The 22,550-nt window shown below is 67.2% G+C and carries 28 protein-coding genes and 1 tRNA gene; 12 read left to right on the top strand and 17 right to left on the bottom strand.

Features of this window, described 5'->3' with window-relative positions:
- The first annotated feature begins 31 nt into the window (after positions 1–31).
- The 5 genes from ACZ45C_RS08850 to ACZ45C_RS08830 all read left to right on the top strand — a co-directional run bounded on the left by ACZ45C_RS08850 (position 32) and on the right by ACZ45C_RS08830 (position 3,792).
- On the top strand, positions 32–1,030 hold the full coding sequence (locus ACZ45C_RS08850) for an ornithine cyclodeaminase family protein (protein ID WP_460558562.1): 999 nt from the start codon (positions 32–34) through the stop codon (positions 1,028–1,030).
- A 74-nt stretch (positions 1,031–1,104) separates the two neighbouring features.
- Positions 1,105–1,608 (top strand): DUF367 family protein, encoded by a 504-nt coding sequence (locus tag ACZ45C_RS08845; protein ID WP_460558560.1) that lies wholly within the window; start codon positions 1,105–1,107, stop codon positions 1,606–1,608.
- Between the two features lie 76 nt (positions 1,609–1,684).
- Complete coding sequence (locus ACZ45C_RS08840; protein ID WP_460558558.1) at positions 1,685–2,158, top strand: redoxin domain-containing protein; 474 nt, start codon at positions 1,685–1,687, stop codon at positions 2,156–2,158.
- A 209-nt stretch (positions 2,159–2,367) separates the two neighbouring features.
- Positions 2,368–3,195, top strand: a complete 828-nt coding sequence (locus ACZ45C_RS08835) for a hypothetical protein (RefSeq protein ID WP_460558556.1) — start codon at positions 2,368–2,370, stop codon at positions 3,193–3,195.
- An 81-nt stretch (positions 3,196–3,276) separates the two neighbouring features.
- Positions 3,277–3,792: a CNNM domain-containing protein gene (locus ACZ45C_RS08830; protein WP_460558554.1), complete on the top strand. Its 516-nt coding sequence runs from the start codon at positions 3,277–3,279 to the stop codon at positions 3,790–3,792.
- 158 nt (positions 3,793–3,950) lie between these two features.
- Here the strand turns inward: ACZ45C_RS08830 and ACZ45C_RS08825 are convergent.
- The 3 genes from ACZ45C_RS08825 to ACZ45C_RS08815 form a co-directional block, all read right to left on the bottom strand.
- A tRNA-Gly gene (locus tag ACZ45C_RS08825) sits at positions 3,951–4,021 on the bottom strand.
- Between the two features lie 102 nt (positions 4,022–4,123).
- Entirely contained in the window at positions 4,124–5,068 is a 945-nt protein-coding gene (locus tag ACZ45C_RS08820) for an NAD+ synthase (RefSeq protein WP_460558552.1), read from the bottom strand.
- Positions 5,061–5,183: a hypothetical protein gene (locus ACZ45C_RS08815; protein WP_460558551.1), complete on the bottom strand. Its 123-nt coding sequence runs from the start codon at positions 5,181–5,183 to the stop codon at positions 5,061–5,063. Before ACZ45C_RS08815 ends, ACZ45C_RS08820 begins: the two co-directional genes overlap by 8 nt.
- 280 nt (positions 5,184–5,463) lie before the next feature.
- Here ACZ45C_RS08815 and ACZ45C_RS08810 point away from each other — a divergent pair, with 280 nt between their 5' ends.
- The 3 genes from ACZ45C_RS08810 to ACZ45C_RS08800 all read left to right on the top strand — a co-directional run bounded on the left by ACZ45C_RS08810 (position 5,464) and on the right by ACZ45C_RS08800 (position 9,057).
- Positions 5,464–6,738 (top strand): MFS transporter, encoded by a 1,275-nt coding sequence (locus ACZ45C_RS08810; protein ID WP_460558549.1) that lies wholly within the window; start codon positions 5,464–5,466, stop codon positions 6,736–6,738.
- Between the two features lie 84 nt (positions 6,739–6,822).
- On the top strand, positions 6,823–7,596 hold the full coding sequence (locus ACZ45C_RS08805; protein WP_460558547.1) for an NAD(P)-binding domain-containing protein: 774 nt from the start codon (positions 6,823–6,825) through the stop codon (positions 7,594–7,596).
- 15 nt (positions 7,597–7,611) lie between these two features.
- Positions 7,612–9,057 carry a small ribosomal subunit Rsm22 family protein gene (locus ACZ45C_RS08800; RefSeq protein ID WP_460558545.1) on the top strand — a complete coding sequence of 482 codons (1,446 nt, stop codon included), beginning with the start codon at positions 7,612–7,614 and terminating at the stop codon, positions 9,055–9,057.
- 28 nt (positions 9,058–9,085) lie between these two features.
- Here ACZ45C_RS08800 and ACZ45C_RS08795 read toward each other — a convergent pair whose 3' ends face one another.
- A complete protein-coding gene (locus tag ACZ45C_RS08795; RefSeq protein WP_460558543.1) occupies positions 9,086–9,337 on the bottom strand; it encodes a hypothetical protein in 252 nt (83 codons plus the stop codon).
- Positions 9,338–9,459: 122 nt separating this feature from the next.
- Positions 9,460–10,197: an SOS response-associated peptidase gene (locus tag ACZ45C_RS08790; protein WP_460558542.1), complete on the bottom strand. Its 738-nt coding sequence runs from the start codon at positions 10,195–10,197 to the stop codon at positions 9,460–9,462.
- Between the two features lie 118 nt (positions 10,198–10,315).
- Between ACZ45C_RS08790 and ACZ45C_RS08785 the strand changes: the two genes are divergently transcribed.
- The gene (locus ACZ45C_RS08785; protein ID WP_460558540.1) at positions 10,316–11,080 is read left to right on the top strand and encodes a ribonuclease H-like domain-containing protein; all 765 of its coding nucleotides are present in this window, start codon (positions 10,316–10,318) and stop codon (positions 11,078–11,080) included.
- A 32-nt stretch (positions 11,081–11,112) separates the two neighbouring features.
- Here the strand turns inward: ACZ45C_RS08785 and ACZ45C_RS08780 are convergent, their stop codons facing one another.
- From ACZ45C_RS08780 to ACZ45C_RS08770, 3 genes are all read right to left on the bottom strand, one after another.
- Positions 11,113–11,421, bottom strand: coding sequence for a DUF6360 family protein (locus ACZ45C_RS08780; RefSeq protein WP_460558538.1), 309 nt, complete (start codon positions 11,419–11,421; stop codon positions 11,113–11,115).
- A gap of 2 nt (positions 11,422–11,423) precedes the next feature.
- A complete protein-coding gene (locus ACZ45C_RS08775; RefSeq protein WP_460558536.1) occupies positions 11,424–13,172 on the bottom strand; it encodes a nitrite/sulfite reductase in 1,749 nt (582 codons plus the stop codon).
- Between the two features lie 77 nt (positions 13,173–13,249).
- Positions 13,250–13,570: a hypothetical protein gene (locus tag ACZ45C_RS08770; protein WP_460558534.1), complete on the bottom strand. Its 321-nt coding sequence runs from the start codon at positions 13,568–13,570 to the stop codon at positions 13,250–13,252.
- A gap of 341 nt (positions 13,571–13,911) precedes the next feature.
- Between ACZ45C_RS08770 and ACZ45C_RS08765 the strand changes: the two genes are divergently transcribed.
- Positions 13,912–14,076: a hypothetical protein gene (locus ACZ45C_RS08765; RefSeq protein ID WP_460558532.1), complete on the top strand. Its 165-nt coding sequence runs from the start codon at positions 13,912–13,914 to the stop codon at positions 14,074–14,076.
- A gap of 110 nt (positions 14,077–14,186) precedes the next feature.
- Here ACZ45C_RS08765 and ACZ45C_RS08760 read toward each other — a convergent pair whose 3' ends face one another.
- Positions 14,187–14,726, bottom strand: a complete 540-nt coding sequence (locus ACZ45C_RS08760) for a CBS domain-containing protein (protein ID WP_460558530.1) — start codon at positions 14,724–14,726, stop codon at positions 14,187–14,189.
- A gap of 106 nt (positions 14,727–14,832) precedes the next feature.
- Between ACZ45C_RS08760 and ACZ45C_RS08755 the strand changes: the two genes are divergently transcribed.
- The gene (locus ACZ45C_RS08755) at positions 14,833–15,204 is read left to right on the top strand and encodes a methylglyoxal synthase (RefSeq protein WP_460558528.1); all 372 of its coding nucleotides are present in this window, start codon (positions 14,833–14,835) and stop codon (positions 15,202–15,204) included.
- A gap of 117 nt (positions 15,205–15,321) precedes the next feature.
- Entirely contained in the window at positions 15,322–15,960 is a 639-nt protein-coding gene (locus tag ACZ45C_RS08750; protein ID WP_460558526.1) for a DUF7332 family protein, read from the top strand.
- A 21-nt stretch (positions 15,961–15,981) separates the two neighbouring features.
- Here the strand turns inward: ACZ45C_RS08750 and ACZ45C_RS08745 are convergent, their stop codons facing one another.
- The 8 genes from ACZ45C_RS08745 to ACZ45C_RS08710 form a co-directional block, all read right to left on the bottom strand.
- Entirely contained in the window at positions 15,982–16,557 is a 576-nt protein-coding gene (locus ACZ45C_RS08745) for a hypothetical protein (RefSeq protein ID WP_460558524.1), read from the bottom strand.
- A 60-nt stretch (positions 16,558–16,617) separates the two neighbouring features.
- Entirely contained in the window at positions 16,618–16,938 is a 321-nt protein-coding gene (locus ACZ45C_RS08740) for a transcription factor S (protein ID WP_460558522.1), read from the bottom strand.
- 85 nt (positions 16,939–17,023) lie between these two features.
- Positions 17,024–17,809, bottom strand: coding sequence for a DUF7289 family protein (locus tag ACZ45C_RS08735; protein ID WP_460558520.1), 786 nt, complete (start codon positions 17,807–17,809; stop codon positions 17,024–17,026).
- Positions 17,806–18,354: a DUF7266 family protein gene (locus ACZ45C_RS08730; protein WP_460558518.1), complete on the bottom strand. Its 549-nt coding sequence runs from the start codon at positions 18,352–18,354 to the stop codon at positions 17,806–17,808. The genes ACZ45C_RS08735 and ACZ45C_RS08730 overlap by 4 nt, the downstream gene beginning before the upstream one ends.
- On the bottom strand, positions 18,347–19,345 hold the full coding sequence (locus ACZ45C_RS08725) for a DUF7261 family protein (protein ID WP_460558516.1): 999 nt from the start codon (positions 19,343–19,345) through the stop codon (positions 18,347–18,349). Before ACZ45C_RS08725 ends, ACZ45C_RS08730 begins: the two co-directional genes overlap by 8 nt.
- Positions 19,333–19,977, bottom strand: a complete 645-nt coding sequence (locus ACZ45C_RS08720; RefSeq protein WP_460558514.1) for a DUF7288 family protein — start codon at positions 19,975–19,977, stop codon at positions 19,333–19,335. Before ACZ45C_RS08720 ends, ACZ45C_RS08725 begins: the two co-directional genes overlap by 13 nt.
- A gap of 2 nt (positions 19,978–19,979) precedes the next feature.
- Positions 19,980–20,531: a DUF7287 family protein gene (locus ACZ45C_RS08715; RefSeq protein ID WP_460558512.1), complete on the bottom strand. Its 552-nt coding sequence runs from the start codon at positions 20,529–20,531 to the stop codon at positions 19,980–19,982.
- Complete coding sequence (locus ACZ45C_RS08710; RefSeq protein ID WP_460558510.1) at positions 20,521–22,548, bottom strand: type II secretion system F family protein; 2,028 nt, start codon at positions 22,546–22,548, stop codon at positions 20,521–20,523. Before ACZ45C_RS08710 ends, ACZ45C_RS08715 begins: the two co-directional genes overlap by 11 nt.
- Positions 22,549–22,550: the final 2 nt, after the last annotated feature.

Genomic DNA, 22,550 nt, shown 5'->3' with positions numbered 1-22,550 from the left:
GGTTTAGTTCCCGCGGCCCGATCGGCCGATCATGACCGACACGCTGTTTCTCACGAGCGCCGACGTCGACGACCTCGCGGAACCGGCCGACTACGTCGCCGCCGTCCGTGACGGTTACCGACAGGTCGGCGAGGGCGCGCCCGCGGAGCCGCGAACGCTGCTGTCCAACCCCGACCCCGCCGGGATGTTAACGACGTACGCCGCGATCCTGCCGGAGACGGGGGCGATGGGCGGGTACACCTACTCGGCCGGGTTCGGCGCGCGAGACGCTTGGTTCATGACGCCGCTCTTCGACGCGGCGTCGGGCGAGCCGCTGGCGCTGCTCGACGGGGCGTCGATGAACCCGTTCAAGACCGGCGCGGCCGGCGCGGTCGCCGTCGACGCGCTCGCCCGCGACGACGCGACGGAGGTTGCCGTGATCGGCAGCGGCGCGCAGGCCCGGGGGCAGCTCGCGACGACCGCGACGGTCCGGGCGTTCGAGTCGGTGCGCGTCTTCTCGCCGACGGCCGAGAACCGCGAGGCGTTCGCCGCAGCGTTCGACGACCGCATCGACGCGACCGTATCGGCGGTCGAGAGCGCAGCGGACGCGGTCGCCGGGTCCGACGTTATCATCACCGCCACGACGGCGAGCGCTCCCGTGATCGACGACGCCGACGTCGAGCCCGGCGCGCACGTCACCGCGATGGGCCAGTACGATCCCGATAAGAACGAACTGCCGCCAGAACTCGTCGCTCGCGCCACGTACGTCCCCGATATCCGCGAGCGAGTGACCCGTGACGCCGGCTCGTTCCTCGCGGCGCGATCGGCCGGACTGATCGACGGCGACCACGTCGCGGCCGATCTCGGCGAGGTGGTAGCCGGACGACACCCCGGCCGGACGAGCGACGAGGAGGTCACGGTGTTCGACTCGGGAGGGACCGGCATCGAGACCGTCGCGGCCGCGCACATGCTCTACGAGCGGGCGGCGGAGGCGGACCGAGGCGAGACGATCGACTTCGCGCCCGCGAGCGAGGCGCTCACCGGCGAGTGACGGCTCGGAGGGGGTTCCGATAGTGGCCAGACGCGTTCCTTGTCGTTTATATTGGTGACTGCCGAACACCGTCCGTGGACCTGCACGTCCGGTACGAGGGCGACGACGACCCCGACAAGTGCACGGCACGGAAGCTCGCGCGGTTCGACCTCGCGACGCTCCACCGGTCTGACCGCGCAACCCCGTACGGGGTCGTTCTCAACCCCCACGCGGAGCGCGCCCTGTCGCCGGCCGACGCCGAGACCGCCAGCGAGAACGCGCTCGTCGCGCTCGACTGCTCGTGGGAGTCGGCGGGGGAAAAACGGTTCACGCTTCCGGGCGAGCACCGCGCGCTGCCGTACCTCGTCGCCGGCAACCCCGTGAACTTCGGGCGGCCGATGCGACTCACCACCGTCGAGGCGTTCGCCGCCGCGCTCGCGATCCTCGGCGAACCCGACCACGCCGAACGGATCATGGCGAAGTTCACGTGGGGAGAGACGTTCCTCGACCTCAACGAGGAGCCCCTCCGGCGATACGCCGACTGCGAGGACTCACGCGAGATCGTCGCGGTCCAACAGGAGTACCTCGACCGCGAGTGACGCCGGCCGCTCTCGAAACCGGCGACGATCAGATGTGAGCCAAGCCTTTTGGGTCGATCGTCCCTACGGGAGAGTGATGGTAACTGAGGGAGACACCGCACCGACGTTCACCGCGACAGTTGGCACGAGCGACCACGAACCGTTCGAGTTGACCGACCATCTCGGAGACGGTCCGGTCGTGCTGGCGTTTTTCCCGGGGGCGTTCACCCCGCCGTGTACGAACGAGATGATCGCGTTCCAAGAGCGGATCGACGAGTTCGAGGCGGCCGGCGCGACGCTGTTCGGTATCAGCGCCGACTCGCCGTTCTCGCTCGGCGCGTTCCGCGAGGAGCACGGGATCGAATTCGATCTCGTGAGCGACATGTCCGGCGATGCGATCCGGGCGTACGACCTCGAGATGGACATCTCCGACCTCGGACTTCACGGCATCGCGAACCGGGCCGTGTTCGCCCTCAACGACGGCGGCGAGGTCGTCTACAGTTGGGTTGCCGACGACCCGACCAACGAACCGGACTACGAGGCCGTCCTCGACGCCGTCGAGTCGACCTGAGTTCAGAGCGGGCTTCTTTCGACCGGAGTACCGAGACGCCACACGTCTCTGGCAGCCAGCACCGCCGACGCCGGCGGCAACGCCGTGGGCTGAGCGACTGAGATCCGTGGAAACTCACGGCATCGCCGCCGACACCGCCTGTACACTCACACGGTGCCGCCGTGGTCAGCAGTCGGTACATACTTGATTTCTCACAGATAGAATCCGACATGGACCGCCGTGCCCTCCTCTCCATACTCGGCGTCGGAGTCGCAAGCCTCGCGGGCTGTACCGACGGGACAGGCGGATCGCAGACGAGCGATCAGTCGGACCTCCCGCAGCGGTACCCCGACGGGGCCGGACCGGAGTCTATCGACTTCTCGACGCTCACTTCGGACGACACTGCGGTGTTGCACGCGCCGCGAGAACACTGGGACTCGTACGCGATCGCCTACAGTGAACCTCCCGACCGTCGCCGTATCGAAGGCAGCTACTACATCGACGCGTCGACCGGAGAAGTGATATCCGATCTGTGGGACGGCGCAAGGGACTATCGCAACGGCGATACGTACGCGTACGTCCAGCCTGCCGACCGGATTCGGGACCAACAGCAACGCGACCAGTGGGATGCCGACCCACAGTTCACCTACCATAACGCCACCGACGCGTACTACCGGTATGACCGCCAGTACGGTCAGATCGCTCCCACGAACGTCGGCCGGCACACGGATCTCATCGACGCTTACGGGTGGGAGGCAATCGCCGCGACGACTCATCACGGCGTCCCGGTCATCACGTACCGACTGTCGGACACGGAGCCCGATAGCGATCGTGGCACGCCGGCCGTCAGCGGGTCTCTCGAACTGGGCGTCGACGACGGGATCGTCTACGGGTTCGACATCACGCTCGACGCGGAGGGCGAGCCCCGCTACACCTACACCGTCCGTCCGGAACCGTTCCCCGATCACGAGTGGGTCGAGACGGCCCGACGGGTCGCCTCTGCGAACCGCTCTGCAAACGGGAGCACGCGATTATCGGGACAGCCACGCCGACGCTGAAATCCGCGGTGAGACTTCTCCGTGTGGACGCGGAGGAGGTCATTCAGGTAGGTACTTTACGCGTTGGGACGTAACGCCGCCGTGAGTAATCTATTCGTCGTGACGGCCGGAGGGATAGCAGTCGTTCTTCTCCTGTCGATGAGCGCCTTCTTTTCGAGTTCGGAGACGGCGGTCTTCTCGGTACCGCGGGAGTGGGTCGAACAGCAGGCAACGACGGACGATCGGCGGGCACATATCTTAAAGGACCTGCACGACGACCCGCACCGTCTCCTCGTGACGCTGTTGGTCGGGAACAATATCGTGAACATCGCCATTTCAAGCATCACGACCGTTCTCGTCGCTACCTACCTCTCGCCCGGTCCGGCGATCGTCGTTACGACGGTTCTCACCAGTGTTGTCATCCTGATATTCGGTGAGATAGTTCCGAAGGCCTTCGGGCTCGGAAACGCCAAGACCTGGGCGTTGACGATCGCGTCACCCGTTCGGATCGTTGAGCGCATGCTCTCTCCGCTTATCACCCTGTTCGACGGGATCACTCGACGTATGAACGCACTCATTCCCGTCGAAGTGCACATCGAAAAACCATATCTGGACTGAGCCACCGAGATCCCGAGAACCGAAGATTCCGCGGCCTACTGCAACAGTGCACCGTCCGGGAATTGAACCGGAATCAGACGTGCTCGCTCGCGTCGTTCGCTGCGCGCGACTGATAGGGTTCAATCCCGTCAGTGATTCCTCTCACTTCGTTCGAGAAATGCACCGTCCGGGAATTGAACCCGGGCTATTAGCTTGGGAAGCTAATGTCCTACCACTGGACCAACGGTGCGCACTCTGCGATATCCGACCGTCCCACTTCAACGTAGCGCTTCCGTCGGCCGGTGGAACTCGCACCGGCGGAGCCGGTTCCCCGGGCCGTCTCCCGAGGCCGTCACTCGTCGAAGTCCGCCGGGGTCGGCGGCGGACGGCGTTTGTGCGCGCTCGCGCGGTACCGCGAAAGCAGGTCGGTCACCGTCGCCACGTCGACGTTGTCGACTGACGCGAGGCGATCGGCGATCGCCTCCGAATCGAGGCCGTGATCGACGCCGAGACGGAGCACGCGATCGATCGTCTCGTAGGGCGCACCGAGGTCGTCCTCGTCTCGCTGTCCGGGGAGAAACCCCGCCGTCGGCGGCTTCTCGACGACGAACTGCGGCACGTCGATCTCGACCGCGAGCGCCCGAACGTCCGTTTTGTACAGGTGTCCGATCGGCAGGAGATCGGCCGCGCCGTCGCCGTACTTCGTGACGTAGCCGAGCAGACGCTCGCTCCGATTGCTCGTACCACAGACGAGTCGACCCATCGCGTTCGCGGCGAGGTACGCCATCGTCATTCGCAGCCGCGCGATCGCGTTTCCGGACCGCACTGGCTCGTCGTGGATGTCGAACTGCGACGGTGCGACCGCGCCGAACTGGGCGTACAGCGGTTGGAGGTGCACCGTGTCGTGGTCGATCCCGAGCGCGTCAGCGAGGGCCTCGGCGTCCCTCGCGTGCGGTGCCCCGATCTTGTTACACGGAAGTATCAGTCCGTATACGTCGTCCGGACCGAGCGCCTCGACGGCCAGAGCCGTCGTCACGGTGGAGTCGAGTCCGCCGCTCATGGCGACGACGACGCCGTCGGCGTCCGCGCCGTCGACCGCCCGCTCGATGAACGAGCAGACACGCTCTCGCTCTGCCGCGGGATCGGCCGCGTCGAGGGGATCATCCGTGTCGACAGACGACCGTTCTACCCGCGGTTCGTCCTCGGCCCCCTCCGACAACGTCGACGCGTGTGCGCCGGTCGCCGCCCGCTCGTCGAGCGCGTCCGATTCGAACGCCGACGGTCCGTGATCACCCATCGGTTCGACCCTCCGTCGCCCGCGACGGGCCGCCGGCCGCGGGGTTCGCGATCCGATCGATCGATACCGGCCAGCGGCGACGCGAGCGCGGCCTGACGGCGATTCGTTCGGTCATGTTCACGCCGCGCTTCCCGGCGGATAAATAAATACCCGTGGTGCGCAGTATTTAAGGAATACAGCGTCTACTGTAGTGTATTTGTAATAAATTACGATATAAAATAAGAAATGTCGTGATACATGTTATATTCCTACACGAATAGTGCCTAGCAGTTGCAGGACATAACTGGAGAACAGCGCGTGACGACTTCGCCGACGACGCGGCCCGTGTACCGCGACGACCGCTCATCGGACACGGAGCGTCGGTCTTTTGAGCGCGCGCCACGTTTTATAAGTGAATGACGGACGCAGACCGCGGCACACGTCGTCGGCTCGGAGCGGTCGTGCTCGCGGTGTTGGTCTCGCAGGTGCTGTTGTATCCGGGCGTTCCCGACCTCGTGGTCGCGCTTGGCGCGCCCGCCGGCATCGACGCCGGAATGTGGTTTCTCGTCGCGGAGTTCGGCGCGTTCGTCGCCTTCGCGGTCGTCTGGGGGGCCGCGAGCGACGCTCTCGGCCGCCGGCTCCCGCTCGTCGTCGTCGGAGCGCTGGGCGGTGCGGCCTCCTACGTCGCGCTCGCGGCGCTCCCCGAACTCGGCCTCGGCTTCGAGGCGGTCTTGGTCGTCCGCGTCGTCGGCGGCGCGCTCACGATAGGCGCGTTCTCGCTCGCGATCACCTCGCTGATGGACCTCCGCGGTGGAAACGGCCGAAACATGGGCACCGCGGGGCTCGCGATCGGACTCGGCGCGGCTGTCGGCTCCGTCGTCGGCGGCGCGCTCGCCGACCTGAACACGTTCTATCCGGTGTACGCCGGCGCGGCGGTACTGACGGCCGCGGCGGCCGTCGCGACGACCGTCGACGACCGGGCGGTCGCGGCAGACCGCAGTGAGTCGGACCGCGGAGTGGGCAGTAGAGAGGCCAGCGGCGAGGCGGCCGTCGGCTTCCGCGACGTGCTCGATAGGGCACGGACGACGCCAGGGCTGTTGGTCCCGCTCGCGTTCGGCTTCGTCGACAGGCTCACGGCCGGCTTCTTCGCGCTGGTCGGCGTGTACTACTTCCAAGACCCGACGACGTTCGGCCTCTCGGCGGCGGGTGCGGGCGCGACGCTCGCGCTGTTTTTCGTCCCGTTCGCGCTGTTGCAGGCCCCGTTCGGGTCGCTGTCGGATCGGATCGGGCGATTCCTCCCGGTCGTCGCCGGCTCGCTCGCGTACGGCGTCGTCACGATCGGCGTCGGAGTCGCGCCGATATACCCGGTGGCGGCCGGTCTAATGGTGCTCGTCGGCGTGTGCGGGGCGCTCATGGCACCGGCGACGATGGCGCTCGTCACCGACCTCGTCGATCCGGAGGCGCGCGGGGCGGCGATGGGGCTTTTCAACGTGTTCGGGTCGCTCGGCTTCCTCACGGGCTTTCTGGTCGGCGGCAGCACCACCGACCTGTTCGGATACACGCCCGCGTTTCTCGCGGTCGGCGGACTCGAACTCGCCATCGCGCTCGCGTTGTTCCCGGCGGTGAAATCGATCGCGCCGGGGGAGGGGATCGGCGGGCTCTACGAGGCCGACCGGTCGGTCTCGGAGTGAGCGACGGTCGACGGACCGGTTCGGCGGGTCGGTCGCGCAAGTCGAGCCTTTTTACCGCACCCGCGCCATCGATACGGACGACAGATGGACCTCTTGGTCGTCGGCGCGGGCGAAATCGGCCGCTGGATCGCCGACACGGTCACCGCCGCCGGGTCGCCGATCGACGCCAGCGTCGCGTTCGCCGACCGCGATCCGGACGTGGCCGCCGACGCGGCCGCGGCGCGCGACGCCGACGTGGTCCCGGCCGACGCCGACACGACACACGACGCGGTGTGCCTCGCGGTGCCGATGTCGGCGGTCCCCGCCGCGGTCGAGGCGTACGCGCCGCGCGCGGAGCGGGCGATAGTGGACGTGTCCGGCGAGATGACGGACGCGGTCGCGGCGATGCGCGAGCACGCGCCGTCCCTCGAACGGGCGAGCTACCATCCCCTGTTTGCCCCGCCGCGCGTCCCGGGCAACGTCGCCGCCGTCGTCGACGCCGACGGTCCCGTCGTCGACGGGATCTCCGATGCGGTCGAGGCGGGCGGCAACGAGGTGTTCGAGACGACGCCAGCGGAACACGACGAGGCGATGAAGACGGTGCAGGCCGGCGCACACGCGGCCGTGCTGGCGTGGCGGCTCGCTGGCGACGACGTGCGCGAGGAGTTTCACACGCCCGTCTCGGCCGCGCTCGACGAGGTCGCGGACACGGTGACCGAGGGCGCGCCGGAGGTGTACACCGAGATCCAGCGGGCGTTCGACGGGGCCGACGACGTGGCCGCGGCCGCCCGGGAGATCGCCGACGCAGACGACGAGGCGTTCGCGTCGCTGTACGAGGCGGCCCGCGGCGACCGCGAGGGGCGGGAGCGACACGAGTGACGAGAGGAGACACCCATGATAGACCGAGAGGCAGTCCGGAACAACGCGAACTACCTGCGAAACGTCAGACCGATCGACCCCGACGAGATCGCGGAGTACATCGAGGGGACGCCGCATCCGGCGGTCGTCCGCGAGACGCTCCGCGAAGAGGCGTTCGATCTCCGGCTTCGCGAACGCGACGACGGCACCTTCGAGCCCGTGGAGGCGGGACCGATCCCGGCCCCCGACTGGTCGCCGACAACGCTTCCGGACGCGTATTCGTTCGCGCTCGAAGACCTTCTCGTCGGAGAGTTCGGGGCGAACTGGCACCGCGGGGAGTCCGGCGACCGGCTCCGCGAGGCCGTCCAGCGGCTGAAGACCGACTACCTCTACGAGAACGATGTGGCGTACGACCGCGTCGCGGCGCTCGGCTACGCCGCGTACCACCTGCCGGCGTACTACGCGACGGTCGGCTACGTGCTCGACGACCTCACGGAGAACGGGCTGATAGACCGGACGCTTCGCGTCCTTGACGTGGGGGCAGGTGTCGGCGGCCCCGCGCTGGGGCTTCACGACTACCTCTCTGATGACAGCGTCGTCGACTACCACGCCGTGGAGCCGAGCGCGGCCGCAGACGTGCTCGACCGCGTGCTCGACGAGACGGGGCGCAACTTCCGGCCGACGATCCACCGGACGACCGCGGAGTCCTTCTTCGGGACCGAAAGCGAGGCGGCCGAGGCCGACGACGCTCCCGACGCGTTCGATCTGGTCGTGTTCGGCAACGTCCTCTCGGAGCTGGACGATCCCGTCGCGGTCGTCGAGGCCGCGCTCGATCGACTCGCGTCCGACGGGAGCGTCGTCGCGTTCGCGCCCGCCGACCGCAACACGGCGATGGGTCTCCGAGAGGTCGAGCGCGCGGTTGCGACCCCCGAGACCGACGTGTCGGTGTACTCCCCGACGCTCCGACTCTGGTCGAACGAGACGCCCGCCGACGGCGGCTGGTCGTTCGACACCGCGTCCGACCTCGACGTGCCGCCGTTCCAGCGCCGGCTCGACGAGGCGGCCTCGCGCGAGGCCGGCGACGAACCCGGCGAGTTCGTCAACGTCGACGTGCAGTTCGCGTACGCGATCCTCCGAACGGACGGGAGACGGCGGGTCGACGTGCGCGCGAACGCCGAGCGGTGTGCGCCCATGGCCGACTCCGAATCGCACGTCACCGACCGCGTGAACCTGCTCGCGGTGAAGCTCAGCCACGACCTCAGCGACGGCGACAATGCGCTGTACCTCGTCGGCGACGGCTCGCAGACGGTGGACCACTACCTCGTCTGCACGCGGGAGACGGCCCTGAACCGCGACCTCCGCGAGGCCGACTACGGCGCGGTCGTGTTCGTCGAGAACGGTCTCGTCCTCTGGAACGACGACGAAGGCGCGTACAACGTCGTCGTCGACGACGAGACCGTCGTCGACCTCGTCGCGCCCTGATCGTCGACGCCGCGAGTCCGCGACCGGATCACAGTCCGCTCCCTGTCGCCGAACTGCTCTGACCGACCTCGTCTCGGACGACGAAATAGAGTATCCAGACGATCAGGCCGCCGAAGAACGCGCAGAGCGTCCACGCGATCGCGTGACCGCTGTTGCGTCGCTTCGCGTCGCGATAGATGAGCGCCGAGACGACCACCGCCACGAGGGCGAGCAGCGCGGGGACGACGAGCAGAACGAACAGCTCCGGACCGACGGGGACGCCTTGGAGGGGAACGGACATGACGTCCCCCGCTTTCGTAACGAGAACCAAAAAGATTCCTCCGGCATCGGTCGACCGCACGGAAGCGTCCGGTAAGCGCATGTGATCGCCAGAGTGACCGAACGGAGGCTCGCTCGCCGCCGTCACTCCGCGCCGACCGACTCGATCAGCTCCGGTGCGTCGACCGCGGGGGAGTTCACCCGCGTCGACACCGGGTGCGCGATCAGTTCGTCGTCGGGATACGGATCCAGCAGTTCGACGGCCTCGTCCGGATCGCCGTGGAGCCACGTCGCCTCCTCGCTCGGTTCGAGGACGACGGCCATTCGGTGGTGGAGGTCGGCGACGAGGTCGTTCGGTTCGGTCGTGACGATAGTGAACGTCTCGACGATGTCGTCGTCGCTCCCGTCGTCAGCCCCCTCGACCCCGCCGCCGAACGCGTCGAGCCCGGTCTGCGCCGTCTCGGGCTCGGGTGGTTCCCACCGCTCGTAGAGTCCGGCCATGGCGAACGGCCGATCGTCCGCGAGGGCGACGCGGTACGGCCGTTTGCCGGACGAGCGGCCGCCGTCTCCCTCGGCCCTCTCGACCCACTCGTAGAACCCGTCGGCGGGAACGAGACACCGCCGGCGCTCGAAGGCGTCCGCGAAACTCCGCTTCTCGCGAACGGTCTCCGCTCGGGCGTTTATCAGATCGAACGACTCGTCGGCCCAGCCCGGGGTGAGTCCCCACTCCATCCGAGTCGCCGCGGCCGGCTCCTCGTCGGTGATCACCGGGAGCGACTGGCCGGGGGCGCAGTTGTAGCTCGGCTCGTGGTCGCCGAAATCGGCGTCGAACCGGACTTCGAGGTCGGCTGCGGGCGTAAACAGCGTGTAGCGGCCGCACATGCTGTGGGTCGTTCGTGCGGTAGCTATTTAAACAATCGAGCAGCGACCGCGACCGATCGGCCGGTCGACCGAACGTCGCTCCCGCCGACCTTTTATCGGCGCGACGCCGCGGTCGAGTATGCGCATTGAGAACAGCTTCATTCCGGTCGAGGGGGTGGGAGAGACGACCGAGCGCCGGCTCTGGCGGTCGGGCGTCACGACGTGGGAGACGTTCGACCCCGGCGTCGGCGTCCGCGGGCTCGGAGCCACGACCGCAGACCGGATCGAGTCGTTCATCGCCGAGGCGCTGACGCGGCTCGACGACGGCGACGCCGCCTACTTCGACCGCGCGTTCCCGAGCGGAGAGCGCTGGCGGCTCTACGAGGACTTCCGGTCGGAGACGTGTTTCTTCGACATCGAGACGACGGGGCTCGACGAGCACCGCGACCGAGTGACCACGGTGAGCTTTCACCGCGACGGCGAGACGACGACGCTCGTCGCCGGCGAGGATCTCACGGCCGAAGCGGTCGCCGCGCAGTTCCGCGACGCCAGCCTGCTCGCGACGTTCAACGGAGCCCGCTTCGACGTTCCGTTCTTGGAGACCGCACTCGACGTGCAGGTCGACACGCCGCATCTCGACTTGATGTATCCGGCAAAACGAATCGGTCTCTCGGGCGGTCTGAAGCCGATCGAGAAGCAGCTCGGTATCGAACGCGATCGCCCGGACATCTCCGGGCGGGACGCCGTCCGGCTGTGGCGCGAGTACGAGCGCGGCGACGACGAGGCGCTCGACACCCTCGTCTCGTACAACCGCGAGGACGCCGAGAACCTGCGAGCGCTCGCCGACGTAGTCTGCGAGTCCCTTCACGAAACCGTCTTCGTCGACGGACGCACAGAAGAGTAAGCGATGCCGAGAAACTGGCGGATCGGCGCGCGCTAGCTGTCGTCGCCGTCGGCCGAGGAATCGCCTCGCGCCGCCTCGACGCGGTCGGCCGTCGATTCCAGCGCGTCGGCGAGCGTCCGCGCCTGCGCCGGTGAGAGGTCGATCTCGTCGGCGTGCGGCGCGATCGCGTCGACCGTCGTCCCGTCGAGTTCGACTTGTAGCGTCACGTGCTCCGGGTCCTCCCGCGGGGCCGTGACGTTCACGACACCGGGCGCGTCCGTCTCGAACTCGTGGCCGCGGGCCCGACCGTCCACCAAGTCGAGCGTGGTGTATGCGTTCACTCGAAGCAGCCGGTCGGCCATCGTCAGTCGTCCGCGGGCGCGGGCGGCGACGCGTCGAACGAGTCGTCCTCCGCGTACGGGTACCAGGTGCGCTTCGTGTTGTGCATCATGGGGTCGTCGTAGTCGGTCTCCTCGGCGTCGACGAACTCGTCCAGTTCGTCGTCGTCGTGGCGGGCGACGAACGCCCGGAACGACTCACCCTCCTCGCGCTCGGCCGCGAAGGTGTCGATCAGGTTCGCGATCGCACCCGGCACCTCGTCGGCCGGGACGCGCTGTGTGACCCACCGGGCGAACTGCGGCTCCGCGCCGAGTCCGCCACCGAGTCCGACGTCGAGCGCCTCCACGGGCTCGCCGTCCTTGCGCGTCTTCATGCCGCGCAGGCTCACGTCGGCGATCTGCGGCTGCGCACAGGAGGCCGTACAGCCTGACAGGTGGATGTGGAACTGGTCGACGTCGTCGGGCAGTTCGACGTTCTCCTTGAGCCAGCGAGCGTACCGGACCTGCCGGTTCTTCGTCTCGACGATCGACAGCGAGCAGTACTCGGTGCCGGTACACGCGACGGAGCCGCGCATGAACGGCGACGGCGACGGCGAGTAGTGCTCCAAGATGGGCTCATCGAGTAGGTCGTCGAGCTGGTCGTCCGGTACGTCGGTCACGATGACGTTCTGGCGCTGCGAGAGGCGCACCTCTCCGGAGCCGTACTCCTCGGCGACGTCAGCGAGTTCGAGGACGTCCTCGGCTCCCATCCGTCCGACGAGGACGTTCAGACCGACGAAGTTCGTGCCGTCTTTCTGATCGTGGATACCGATGAGGTCGTTGCGCTCGCCCGCGCCGGTGTTGTACGTGTACTCCTCGCGAACGTCGCGGCCGGCGGTGTGCAGATCGAAATCGACGTACTCCTCTTGGAGGGTCTCTCGGACCTTCTCGGCTCCCCACTCGTCGACGAGGAACTTGACCCGAGCGTTGTATCTGTCCTCGCGGTCGCCGTTGTCCCGGAACAGCGCCGAGATCCCGCCAGCGACGTCGGAGACTCGCTCGGGGGCCACCCACACGTCGATGTCGCGTGCGAGCCGCGGCTCGTTGCGCGAGAGTCCACCGCCGACGCGAACGTTGAATCCGACGACGTCCTCGCCGTCGATCTCCTTGTACGCGGGCTCGAAGGCGAGGTCGTTGATGTCGCCCTGTCCCGAGCCGTCGGCGGAGCCCGTCACCGACACCTTCCACTTCCGCGGGAGGTTCGAGTGGTCGTCGTTCCCCTTGAACGTCTCGTTGAGTTCGCGGATTACGGGCCACGCGTCGATGACTTCCTGGGCGTCTTTCCCGGCCACGGGGTTACCGACGATGTTCCGCCAAGAGTCCCCACAGGCCTGCTGGGTCGAGAGCCCGTTCGCTTCGAGCTTCTCGAAGATGGCGGGCACGTCGGAGAGTTCGATCCAGTGCAGCTGGATCGACTGCCGGGTGGTGAAGTCGGCGTACGCGTCGCCGAAGATCGGGTTCGTTCCCGGACCCCGCGCGTACTCGTCGGCTATCTCGCCGACGACGCGGAGCTGTCCGGGTTCAAGCACGCCGTTCGGCGTCCCGATCCGCATCATGAAGTACCCCTCCTGTCCGTTCCGCTGGTGGTACAGGCCCCACCACTTGAACCGCTCGAACCACGCGTCCCGCTCGTCGTCGGGGATCGAGTCGAACCCCTGCTCGGCGAACTCGAACAGGTGGTCTCGGATCTCGTTCCCGTAGACCTCCGATTTCCAGTTCTCGACGTCCGTTGGCATCGAAACCACCTACACACCCATCACACATAGGCGGCGGCGTCGAGTCAACCTTCCCCGGTACTGCCTCAAAGCGGCAACTATTGCTTCTTTGTTTCCGGGCGTGGGCGTCTGACCGCCGACCGAGCGAGTTCGGTGAAGGAGCCGTCGTGAATCCGTCCGACGGGGATCCAGCCCGTCGTGCCGGACGCGCCGCAGGCGATACACTGTCCGTACACGCGGACCTCGACGCTCGATCCGTCGACTCCGACGGTCTGGAAGTTCTCGACGATCAGATCGGTGAGATCACAAGTGCAGAATTCGTCGGTATCGAGCCGCCACAGCTCGCTGACGCGCACTTCGCGATAGTCGTCTATGGAGATCCACGCCCCATCATCGAGGACTCGCAGGCGGGTTGTCACGGGTGACGTTAGGCGGGGAGCCTCCAATGTGTGTCGGTGCGTGCAAACCGACGGCGTTTCCGTGACGCCGTCGAGGCGCGGAATCGGTGGACTGAGAGGCGATCGGCCGTCACGACGTCGTCACGAGTACCGGACACCGGTTCCGGTATTCGTGAGTGGTGGTGTGAATTACTCCTGAACAGGCGTTTATGGTCGGGTACGCCATAGGATCGATCGATGACCGATTCGACTAGCGGACCAGAAGCACCCTCCGCCGTTCTGACGGTAGCGGAGCACGAAGAGCACGTGTCTGCCGACGCGGCACCGGAACTGTTCGAACACGGAACGGACGGGGAACGGTTATGACGCTCGACACCGCACCGCCGTCGGCGGAGGACCCGGAAGCGAGCGCCGAGAAGAGCACAGACGAGCGCGACGACGACGGCGACGCGAGCCACCTCGACGACCTCGAAGACGGCGCGGGATGTACTGAGATATGGGAGAAGCTCTCAGAGGGACGAGATTGACATCCTCCCCGCGCTGAAGCGCGAGGCGTTCTCCTCGATTCTCCGTAAGCTCTCTCTGCAGTCCGAGACGGAGACGATCGCGAAACGAGAGCGGCCCGCAAAAACGCCTCTTACGACAGGTGCGCGGCGATGTCGGCCTCCGTGATGATTCCGACCGTCTCGCCGCCGTCGGTGACCATCACGGCCTTGTAGTGGTCTAACAGATTCCGAACCTCGTCGACCGTCGCGCTCGGTGCGACCGTCGGGAACGACTCGCTCATAACCTCACTGACCGGATGGTCGCCGACGTTGTCGCCGGCGTGGATCACGTCGCCCTGACTGATCGACCCGACGGGCACCCCGTTCTGGAGGACCGGGAGCTGCGAGTACGCCTCCGCTTCCATCAGTTCGACCGCCTCGCGCACCGCGTCGTCGGGCGCGACGCTGATGACCGTCTCGTTCATGAGGTCGATCGCGCGGACGACCTCGCCTTCGGCCGCGTGGAGCGCGTTGACGATCCGTCGCAGCGTCGAGAGCCGCGGGTCGACATCCCCGCCCTCGATCCGGGCGATGAGCGGCTGTGAGACCTCGGCGGCATCTGCGAGTTCGCTCTGGGTCAACTCCAACTCCGTCCGGCGCTCGCGGAGGTCCTGTGGCGTCGGGAGTTCCATACAGGCAGATAACTCCGGGTTATTAGAAAAGGTTTCGGCGGCGTCCGATATCGCAACGAGACGCCGCGACGGTGGTATTTAAGCGCAGTGACGCACAGTCGATAGTATGCGCATTGCGCTCATTGCTCACGACGAGCTGAAAGACGAGATGGTCGCGTTCGTCACCGCTCACGCAGACGTGCTCGGCGAGTGCGAGCTGGTGACGACGGGGACGACGGGGAAGCGGATCGAAGACGAGACGGGACTCGCGGTGAATCGGCAGGCCTCGGGCCCGTACGGCGGCGACCTCCAGATCGGCGGGATGATCGCGGACGAGTCCATCGACGGCGTCGTGTTCCTTCGAGATCCGCTCACCGCGCAGGCGCACGAGCCGGACATCTCGGCGCTGTTGCGCGTGTGCGACGTGAAAGACGTTCCGCTGGCGACGAACGTCGCCTCCGCCGATCTCCTCGTCGACGGACTCCTCGGCGGCGACTGAACCCGGTCGGCAGAGGACGGTCGATCGAGCGCGTTCGGTCGATACGCGAGAGTTTCGGAATCAGATCTGATACTCTGTCCGGCGGTGTTTTATCAGCGCCAGACGTACGGTCCGGTAATGAACCGCCGGAACCGGGTCCGCGTCGCGCTCGCGGTCGCGCTGGTCCTCGCGCTGGTCCTCGCGTCGAGCCTCGCCGCGAGCGGTGCGGTCCTCGCGGAGCCGACCACGGAATCCGCGGAGCGATCGGAGCCTGCCGCAGTCCCGTCGACCGCGGCCGCCCTCGACGGTGACGCCGGACCGACGCAGATCGGGGGCGATGGGGCCGGCGGCGAACCGTCCGGTGAAACAGACGGTGAATCGGCCGACGGGTCGGCGGCGCAGCGATCGTCGAACGGATCGGTCGAGCCGATGACGGCGTGTTTCACCGGTGACGGTTACCCGATATCGATCGGCGAGACGGGCGCGACGCTGGACGCGCTCGTTCACCTCTCGGTGCTGACGGATCCGTCGGTCGGCAACGAATTCGGAATCGAGGCGGCCGGCACGCTGGAAGACGACTCGATCGTGACGCTCGCGGCCGGCGTCAGACTGACCGCACGAGAGGCGCTCGCCGACGGGATCGATCCGTTCGCGGCGTTCGATATCCTGTACACCTACGAACTCCGACTCCCGATGTTCAGCGGATCGATAGACGACACCGAGTACCGCGACAGCGGCTCCCCGTTCAGGTCGAGCGCGGGCGTCGTTCCGTGCTAACGCGTCTCGCCTCGCGGTCGCTCAGGCCTCGGAATCGCCGGGCGTCACGCCACGGATGAGCCGAAGAAGGTCTCGGCGAGCGCCCGAAGCGTCGCGACCGTCCTGATACGCATCGTCGTCGAGTGAGTAGGCACCGCCAGCCAGAAGGTACCCGTCGGCGGTCAACACCGCGAGGAGCGCCTCGACGGGGACCGGACCGGACCGATCACCACCGCCCGGTTCGTCGGCTCCGTCGCGATCGACACACTGTCCTCGAAACGTCGAGAGCGTGGCTCTCGAGGCATCCGGATCGTCGATCGCGATCTCGCGGTCGCCCCGGTGTTCGATGGGGTCGACGTCGCGCTCCGCGAGGCGATCGCGGAAGCCCGACTTCGCCCGTCGTTCCACGAGCCGCGTGAGTGCGGCGTTCGGTGCCGTCTCAGGCCGGATGCGGAGGCGACTCGCGAAGACGAAGGGACGCGGTGGCGGTCCGTCTCGCTCGTACCGGACCGTGTGCGCTTCGACCGAGACCGGCCCGGCGTCGAACGGTCGTTCGACCGTCTCCGCGACGCGTCGCCACCCGTCGAGGTGCGTCCGCGGCAGCGACGGTGGACCCATACCAGCTCGTCACGGCGCACGTACCTAAAACGGCGCGCCGTCCACGCCGTCTGACGGCGATCAGTGGTCGTCTTCGCGCCACTTGTGCTCGCACTCGGTACAGACGAAAAAGCGCGTCTCGGACTCGTCGGCCGAGCGGATCTGTTGCATGTACCAGTAGGCGCGGTCGTTGCCGCACTCGGGACAGTGCGCGGTGGTCTTCGGGAGTCCCTTGTCTTCGGCGTCGCTCACGTCCACGATCTCCGATTCGACCTGCGACTCCGTGGTCCACTCGTCGTCGTCCTCCTCTCGTCCGATCTCGTAGCCGCAGGAGTCACACACCCAGTGGTCTTCGCCCTCGCCCGACTTCATCATCGAGCCGCACTCGTCGCAGAACTTCATGCCGGAAGCAACCGCGGATCGTATATAAACAGCGGGATCCGTCGAGCGCCGTGGGCGCTCCGAGACGAGACGCGGTGACGGAACGTCAGCTACCGAGTTCGATATCCAATGCGACCCGTGGCGCGTAGATCACGTCGCCCTCTGTGAGTTCCACGACGACCTCGTCGTCGCTCTCATCCGTGACGGTGAAGCCGTCAGTCCGGTCGAAGTACCGGGCCCACGCCTCGGCGTAAGTCGAATTGATCGTGAGTTCGAACGGTCCCGGATCGGTAGCGGCGTAGTTCGGACCGGTCGACGACCGCCGCGACGCGGCGACTTGAACGGTCTCATCGCCGCTCACGGACTGTGATCCGTCGGGTATGAGCATCACGATCGGGATCGTCGTCCGACTGTCGGCGACGACGAACCGCGGCTCCGAGCGCATCACCGCAGCGCCGCCGTCGCTCCGGAACCACGCGCCCGTCTCGTAGGCGATCGTCGTTTCGTCGTTTCGGTACGTCAGCGAGCGATACTCGCGTTCGAGGACCACCCCGCCAGACTCGTTAGCCAGTTCCACCCGTGTGGTCTCGGCGAGTGACAGCGTCCCGCCGCTGAGACGGATCTCCGTCGATCGGCTTGGATCGTCGTACCGCTGGATGTCTCTGACGTTGTCGTCGAACACGTTGAACGCCCGCTCGACGTTCGCGACGCGCGCCGCCTCCTGTCTGTCTTCCACGCCGGCGAGTCCGACCGTGAACACCGTTCCGATCGTGACGGTGACGAGCGAGAACACGAGCACGTACCCCACGACGTTGCTCACGCCGCGGTCGTCGGCCACGAGCCCGGCGAACCCGCCGTCGGCCACCGAAACCGTCGGGACTCGATCGCTCATCGCTCCGTCACCTCCAGCAACTCCGGTCCGGAGTCCCCGTCGGCGACGGTGTAGCTGACGCGGATCGGTCCCCCGCGAACGGTGGTCTCGGACACACTTCGGGTCGCGGCGTGTGGAATCTCGATCCGAACGTCGGGACGGTCGGTCCGGACCACGACCGCGTCCGAGTCGACGTCGATCCGGTACGATCTTCCCGCGACCCGCGACGGGAGGTCGGCCTCGACCGTGACGTTCACTACTCCCTCGCTTCCCGGACGGTCGGCCTCCGCGGCACGAGCGAGCCGGTCCGCGGCCTCCAGGTTCGCGACGGCGGTCTGGCCGGTGACGGAGAGTTCGCTCTCGACGGTCCGCTGGGTCTGTCCGTCGATCACGCCGCCCACGGCGATGACGACTCCGGAGAGCAGCAGCGCGCCGATCGCGAGCGTGAGCACGTAGCCGACGGTGACGCTCACACCCCGGTCGTCGTCAGCGAGTGACCGCCGGCCGCCGGCCGTCGATCCGTTCGAGACCGACCCGCCCTCGCTTTCGGGGCCAGCGTCACTCATCCGGCTCACCCGGGGCGACCCGAACGGTCGTCTCGAACCGGACGTCCGCGGTCCGGTATCGGAGCCGAAGCGTGGCGTCGTACACCGCCGGCGTCGACGCGTCGGCCAGCGAACCGTGCGGCTCCGTCGTCGTGAGCACGGTCGCGGTCATCTCGGCGTCGGTGTCGTTAGTGTTCACGAACTCGATGTCGTACGTGACGGAGCCGTCACGCAGATCCGCCGGCCAGATCCCGGGACACGGTTCGCCGCCGACCGTCCCAGCGGTGAGACCGACCGCCAGGCGGTCGCCGTCGACTGCGTCCAACTGACAGGTCTCCGTCGCGTCCGTGCCGTTGGTCGCGGTTGCGACCGCGGCGTCGGCCGGGCCGTCCGTCGGGTCGTACACGTACGCCTCGTGGGTCCTGTTCGAGTCGCTCTCGTTGAAGACGACAGTGATGGCGTCGCCGGGAGCCGTCGACGCGTTCGCGCTCGGAAGCGACGACGCGTCGATATCGAGGACGAACGCCCGCGTCCGTTCCGCGTCGCGGATCGCCGCCGAGTCGTCGACCGGCCCCGTGACGTACCGACCCTCTCGGAGTTCGTCGCCGGTCAGATTCAGGTGAGAGACGCCGCCCTGTCCGGCCGCGGTCCGCGCGAGCCGACCGTCGAGGTCGGCGATCCCGTCTTCGACGTCGGTCCGCGCGTCGCTGTAGCTGCCGGGCTGCCGGCGGTTCGTCGCGTCGATCAGGGTTCCGGTCCCGTCGACGGCGGCCGCCCGGATTTCGAGGGGTTCGCCGTCGGCGGCCTCGATCCCGCGGGTCGCGAGGTTCTCGCTGTAGATGCTCGCGTTCAACAGGACCACGAGCGCCACGAGCGAGACGGCCATGACCAGCCCCGCGACCAACAGGAGCTGTCCGCGATCCGCCTCACGGAACCCGTCTGCGCCGCGGAGTGCCGCCCCGTCGACGTCGGAGTCGGTACCCTCGGCGGGCGGCGCGTTCACATCCGCCATACGACGATCTGCACCTCCACGTAGTCGTACACGTCGCCGGCGACGACGTCGTCCTCGACGTAGAACGTTCCGTTCTCGGTGTCGTCGGCCAGCCGCCGGAGCGTGGTGTCCTCGTGGCCGGGGGCGGTCAGGTTCGCGTCGTCGGGGAGCGCGACGGTCCGGGTCGCCGTCACGGCGTTGTCGCTCGGCGACCCCATGTCCACCATCTGCGTTCGGTTCTCGTTGCGCTCGCCGTGATAGATAACCACGTTGAACGCGATCGTTCGGTCGAGGAACGTCCGGTTCAGCGCCTCGCCGAAGTCGTTCGGCGGGCCGCCCTCGGTGTGGCTGTCGTACGCTCCGGTTCCGACGAACGCGCCCTCCCCGGCGTCGGCGTCCGGATCCCAGTAGAGCAGCGCCGCGTCGAGATCTCCGTTCTCGGCGCTCGTCGTGAGCAGATCGCCCGCGACCGCGCGCTGCTGATTCTCGATGTGTTGGTTCGACGTGCTGGCCGAAAGCGGAGTCACGGCCGTCGCCTGGAGCGCGAACGTCAGTCCGGCCACGAGCAGGATGGCCGCCGCGAACGCTTCGAGGGTGTGCGCCTGTCCGCGGCCGTCTCGGCCACCGCCGAATCGGTCTCTGCGTCCCCGCATCGTCACCACACCCGCACCGTGAGTCGGTACTGTTCGCCGTGCAGCGAGACGAGTCGCTGTGAGACGGTGACCTCGCCTCCGGGGGTCGGCGACCCACCGGTCGTCCGATCGAGTTCGACTCCCTCGAACGTGCCGTGCCGGGTCGGTATCGTGACGTTCGCCGGGTTCTCACTGGGGGCCGATTCGTTCAGGTGATGGATCACGACCTGCACGTCGCGGTCAAGACCGAACTGCGCGGCGGGGCTCTCGGAGATGTTGTCGGCACAGCCGGCGTCGTCCGCGATTGTGTCGTCCGACTCGAAGAATGCGACGGTGCAGGCCGGCGACAGCACGCCGGGCTCCGCGGGCGAGGCGGCGAGGACGTCGTCTGCGAGCGCGGCGGCGACGCGGTCGCTCACCAGCGGCGAGGCCGTGTCGGCCGCGGCGAAGGGGTCGAAAAGCGACGGGACGAACGCGACCACGAACGCGAGCGTCAACAGGAACACCCCCGCACCGACAGCGAAGTCGATCGGCGTCTGCGCGCGGTCGGCTCGCCCACGGTGGTCACCCCACATATATCCACACCCCCAGCGCGAGTGTCAACAAGACGACAGCGAACTTGACGCCGGAAATGATGTCGGCGTTGCGGATGTACCCGCTAATGAACCCCGACAGAACCGCCTGAAGCGTCACCGCGTGGAAGAACAGAAGCGAGAGGACGTCGGGGTCGACGCCGCCACCGCCGCCGAACCCAGCGCCACCGCCTCCATCGGCCTGCGAGGAGAGCCCACCCATCACGTCGATGAACTGCGTCTGGAGGATCGCCATCACGCCGAGAAGCGTCACGTACGTCATCACGATGATCGCCACCTGCATCCGCGTTCGGGAGCGACGCTCGCGCTCGATGTCGTCCTGATTCTCCGAGGCCTGCGCCGCCGTCGTCAACACGTCTGTGATCTGTGAGGACGCTTCCTGAGCCTCAGATATGAGCTTCACTGTGCGGGCGAGCCGCGGAACCGCGTACGCGTTGTTGAACTCGACGAGGGCGTCCCGGAGGCTCATCCCGTAGTTAACCTTGGCACGGATCACCTCAAACTCCTCGGCGAGCGTCCCGCTCGACGTGTCCGCGACGGTCTCGACCGATTCGAGCAGGGTCTGTCCCGTGTCGTTCGCGGAGGAGAGCTTTCGAAGGCTCTCCGAGAGCTTCCCCGTGATCGCCCGCTTCGACCGCTGGCTCCACTCGTGGAAGACGCCGAGCGGGACCAACACGAAGTACGCGGGGACGTACACCCAGACGAACGTCGCCCACACCGGGCTGGCGACCCACCCGTCGAACGTCGTCGGTGCGCCCCCTGATACCGCCGCGAAGGAGACGATGACGAGAGCGGTCGGCACCGTCAACGCGAGGGTGTACAGCGGGTTGTCACGCAAGAACAGATGGGGCGCGGCGAGGATCTGTTTCGTCTTGTACGTCCCCTCCCGCTCCCGGATTCTATCGAAGACCCCGAAGCGGCCGACGAAGGCCTCGACGAGGCCGAAGTGGAACAGCCCCTCCTTGCTCGTCTGTTGGAGCCGCTCGCTGCCGCCGTCCGGCCGGAGGTAGCCGTCGCCCGGCTCGTCCTGTTTCACGGTCGAGACGAGCACGAGGAATCCCGCACCCGTCAACGGGATGAGCACGTACACAGTCGCGTAGAGCAGGCGATCATCGGCCTCGCCCATCATTCCCATGATGACGAGAATGATGATGAGAAGCAGCGGGAAAAGCGAGAGCGTCATGTACATCTCGCCGAACAGCTCCAGCGTCTCAAGCGTCATCTCGCGCTCCTGTTTCGACGTTCGGAGGTGTTTCTCCTTTTTGTCCTTCAAGAAGCTCTCCATGTCGCCGCCGGAGTTGACGATAGAGAGCATGTCGGCGAGGAACTGCGAGAGCTCGTCGGAGGGGGTCTCCATCGACTGCTGGCGGATCGCGTTCCGGTAGTCCGTGCCGAAGTATTCCGTCTCGTTGACGATGCTCTGGAACTCGCGGGAGACCTCGCCGTAGGTGTCCTCGGCCGTGGCCATCGACTGCAGGATCTCCAGTTGGTTGAGCCCGCCGACCGACAGCGCGTACATGAACGAGACGGAATCGGCCAGCAAGAGGTTTATCTCGCGCTCTCTGGCCGAGGCCCGTGAGTACGGGATCGCGATGAGCCCGCCGAACCCCGTCGCGAATCCCAACGATCCGAAGATGAGTCCGCTGAGGAGGATCGCGGTCGGAACGACGAGCGACAGCAACAACTCCTGAACCGCCGGGTTGGGTGCCGGAACGCCGAGAGAGAGCGCGTTCGGGTCGACGAGCCCCAGCGAGAAGAGCCCGTACCCGACGAGGGTCCCGACGAGCCACAGGACGCCGCCGACCACGACGCCCGCCCCGAGCGAGCGCGAGACGTACATCTCGACCTGGTCCGGCATGCGAGCCTTCGCGAGCGTTCGCTCCACGTCGCCGACGAAGTCTCCGTCAGCGTCGAAGAGGAGTTCGAACGCCGGGTAAAACAGCTCTGCGAGGAGGTCGCCGTCGACGGAGCCGTCGCCGACGCCCGTGTCAACGCTCATCG

This window comes from Halorubrum pallidum, assembly GCF_055380345.1.
The sequence above is the reverse complement of the archived record's forward strand: the minus strand, read 5'-3'. Positions and strand labels throughout refer to the sequence as shown.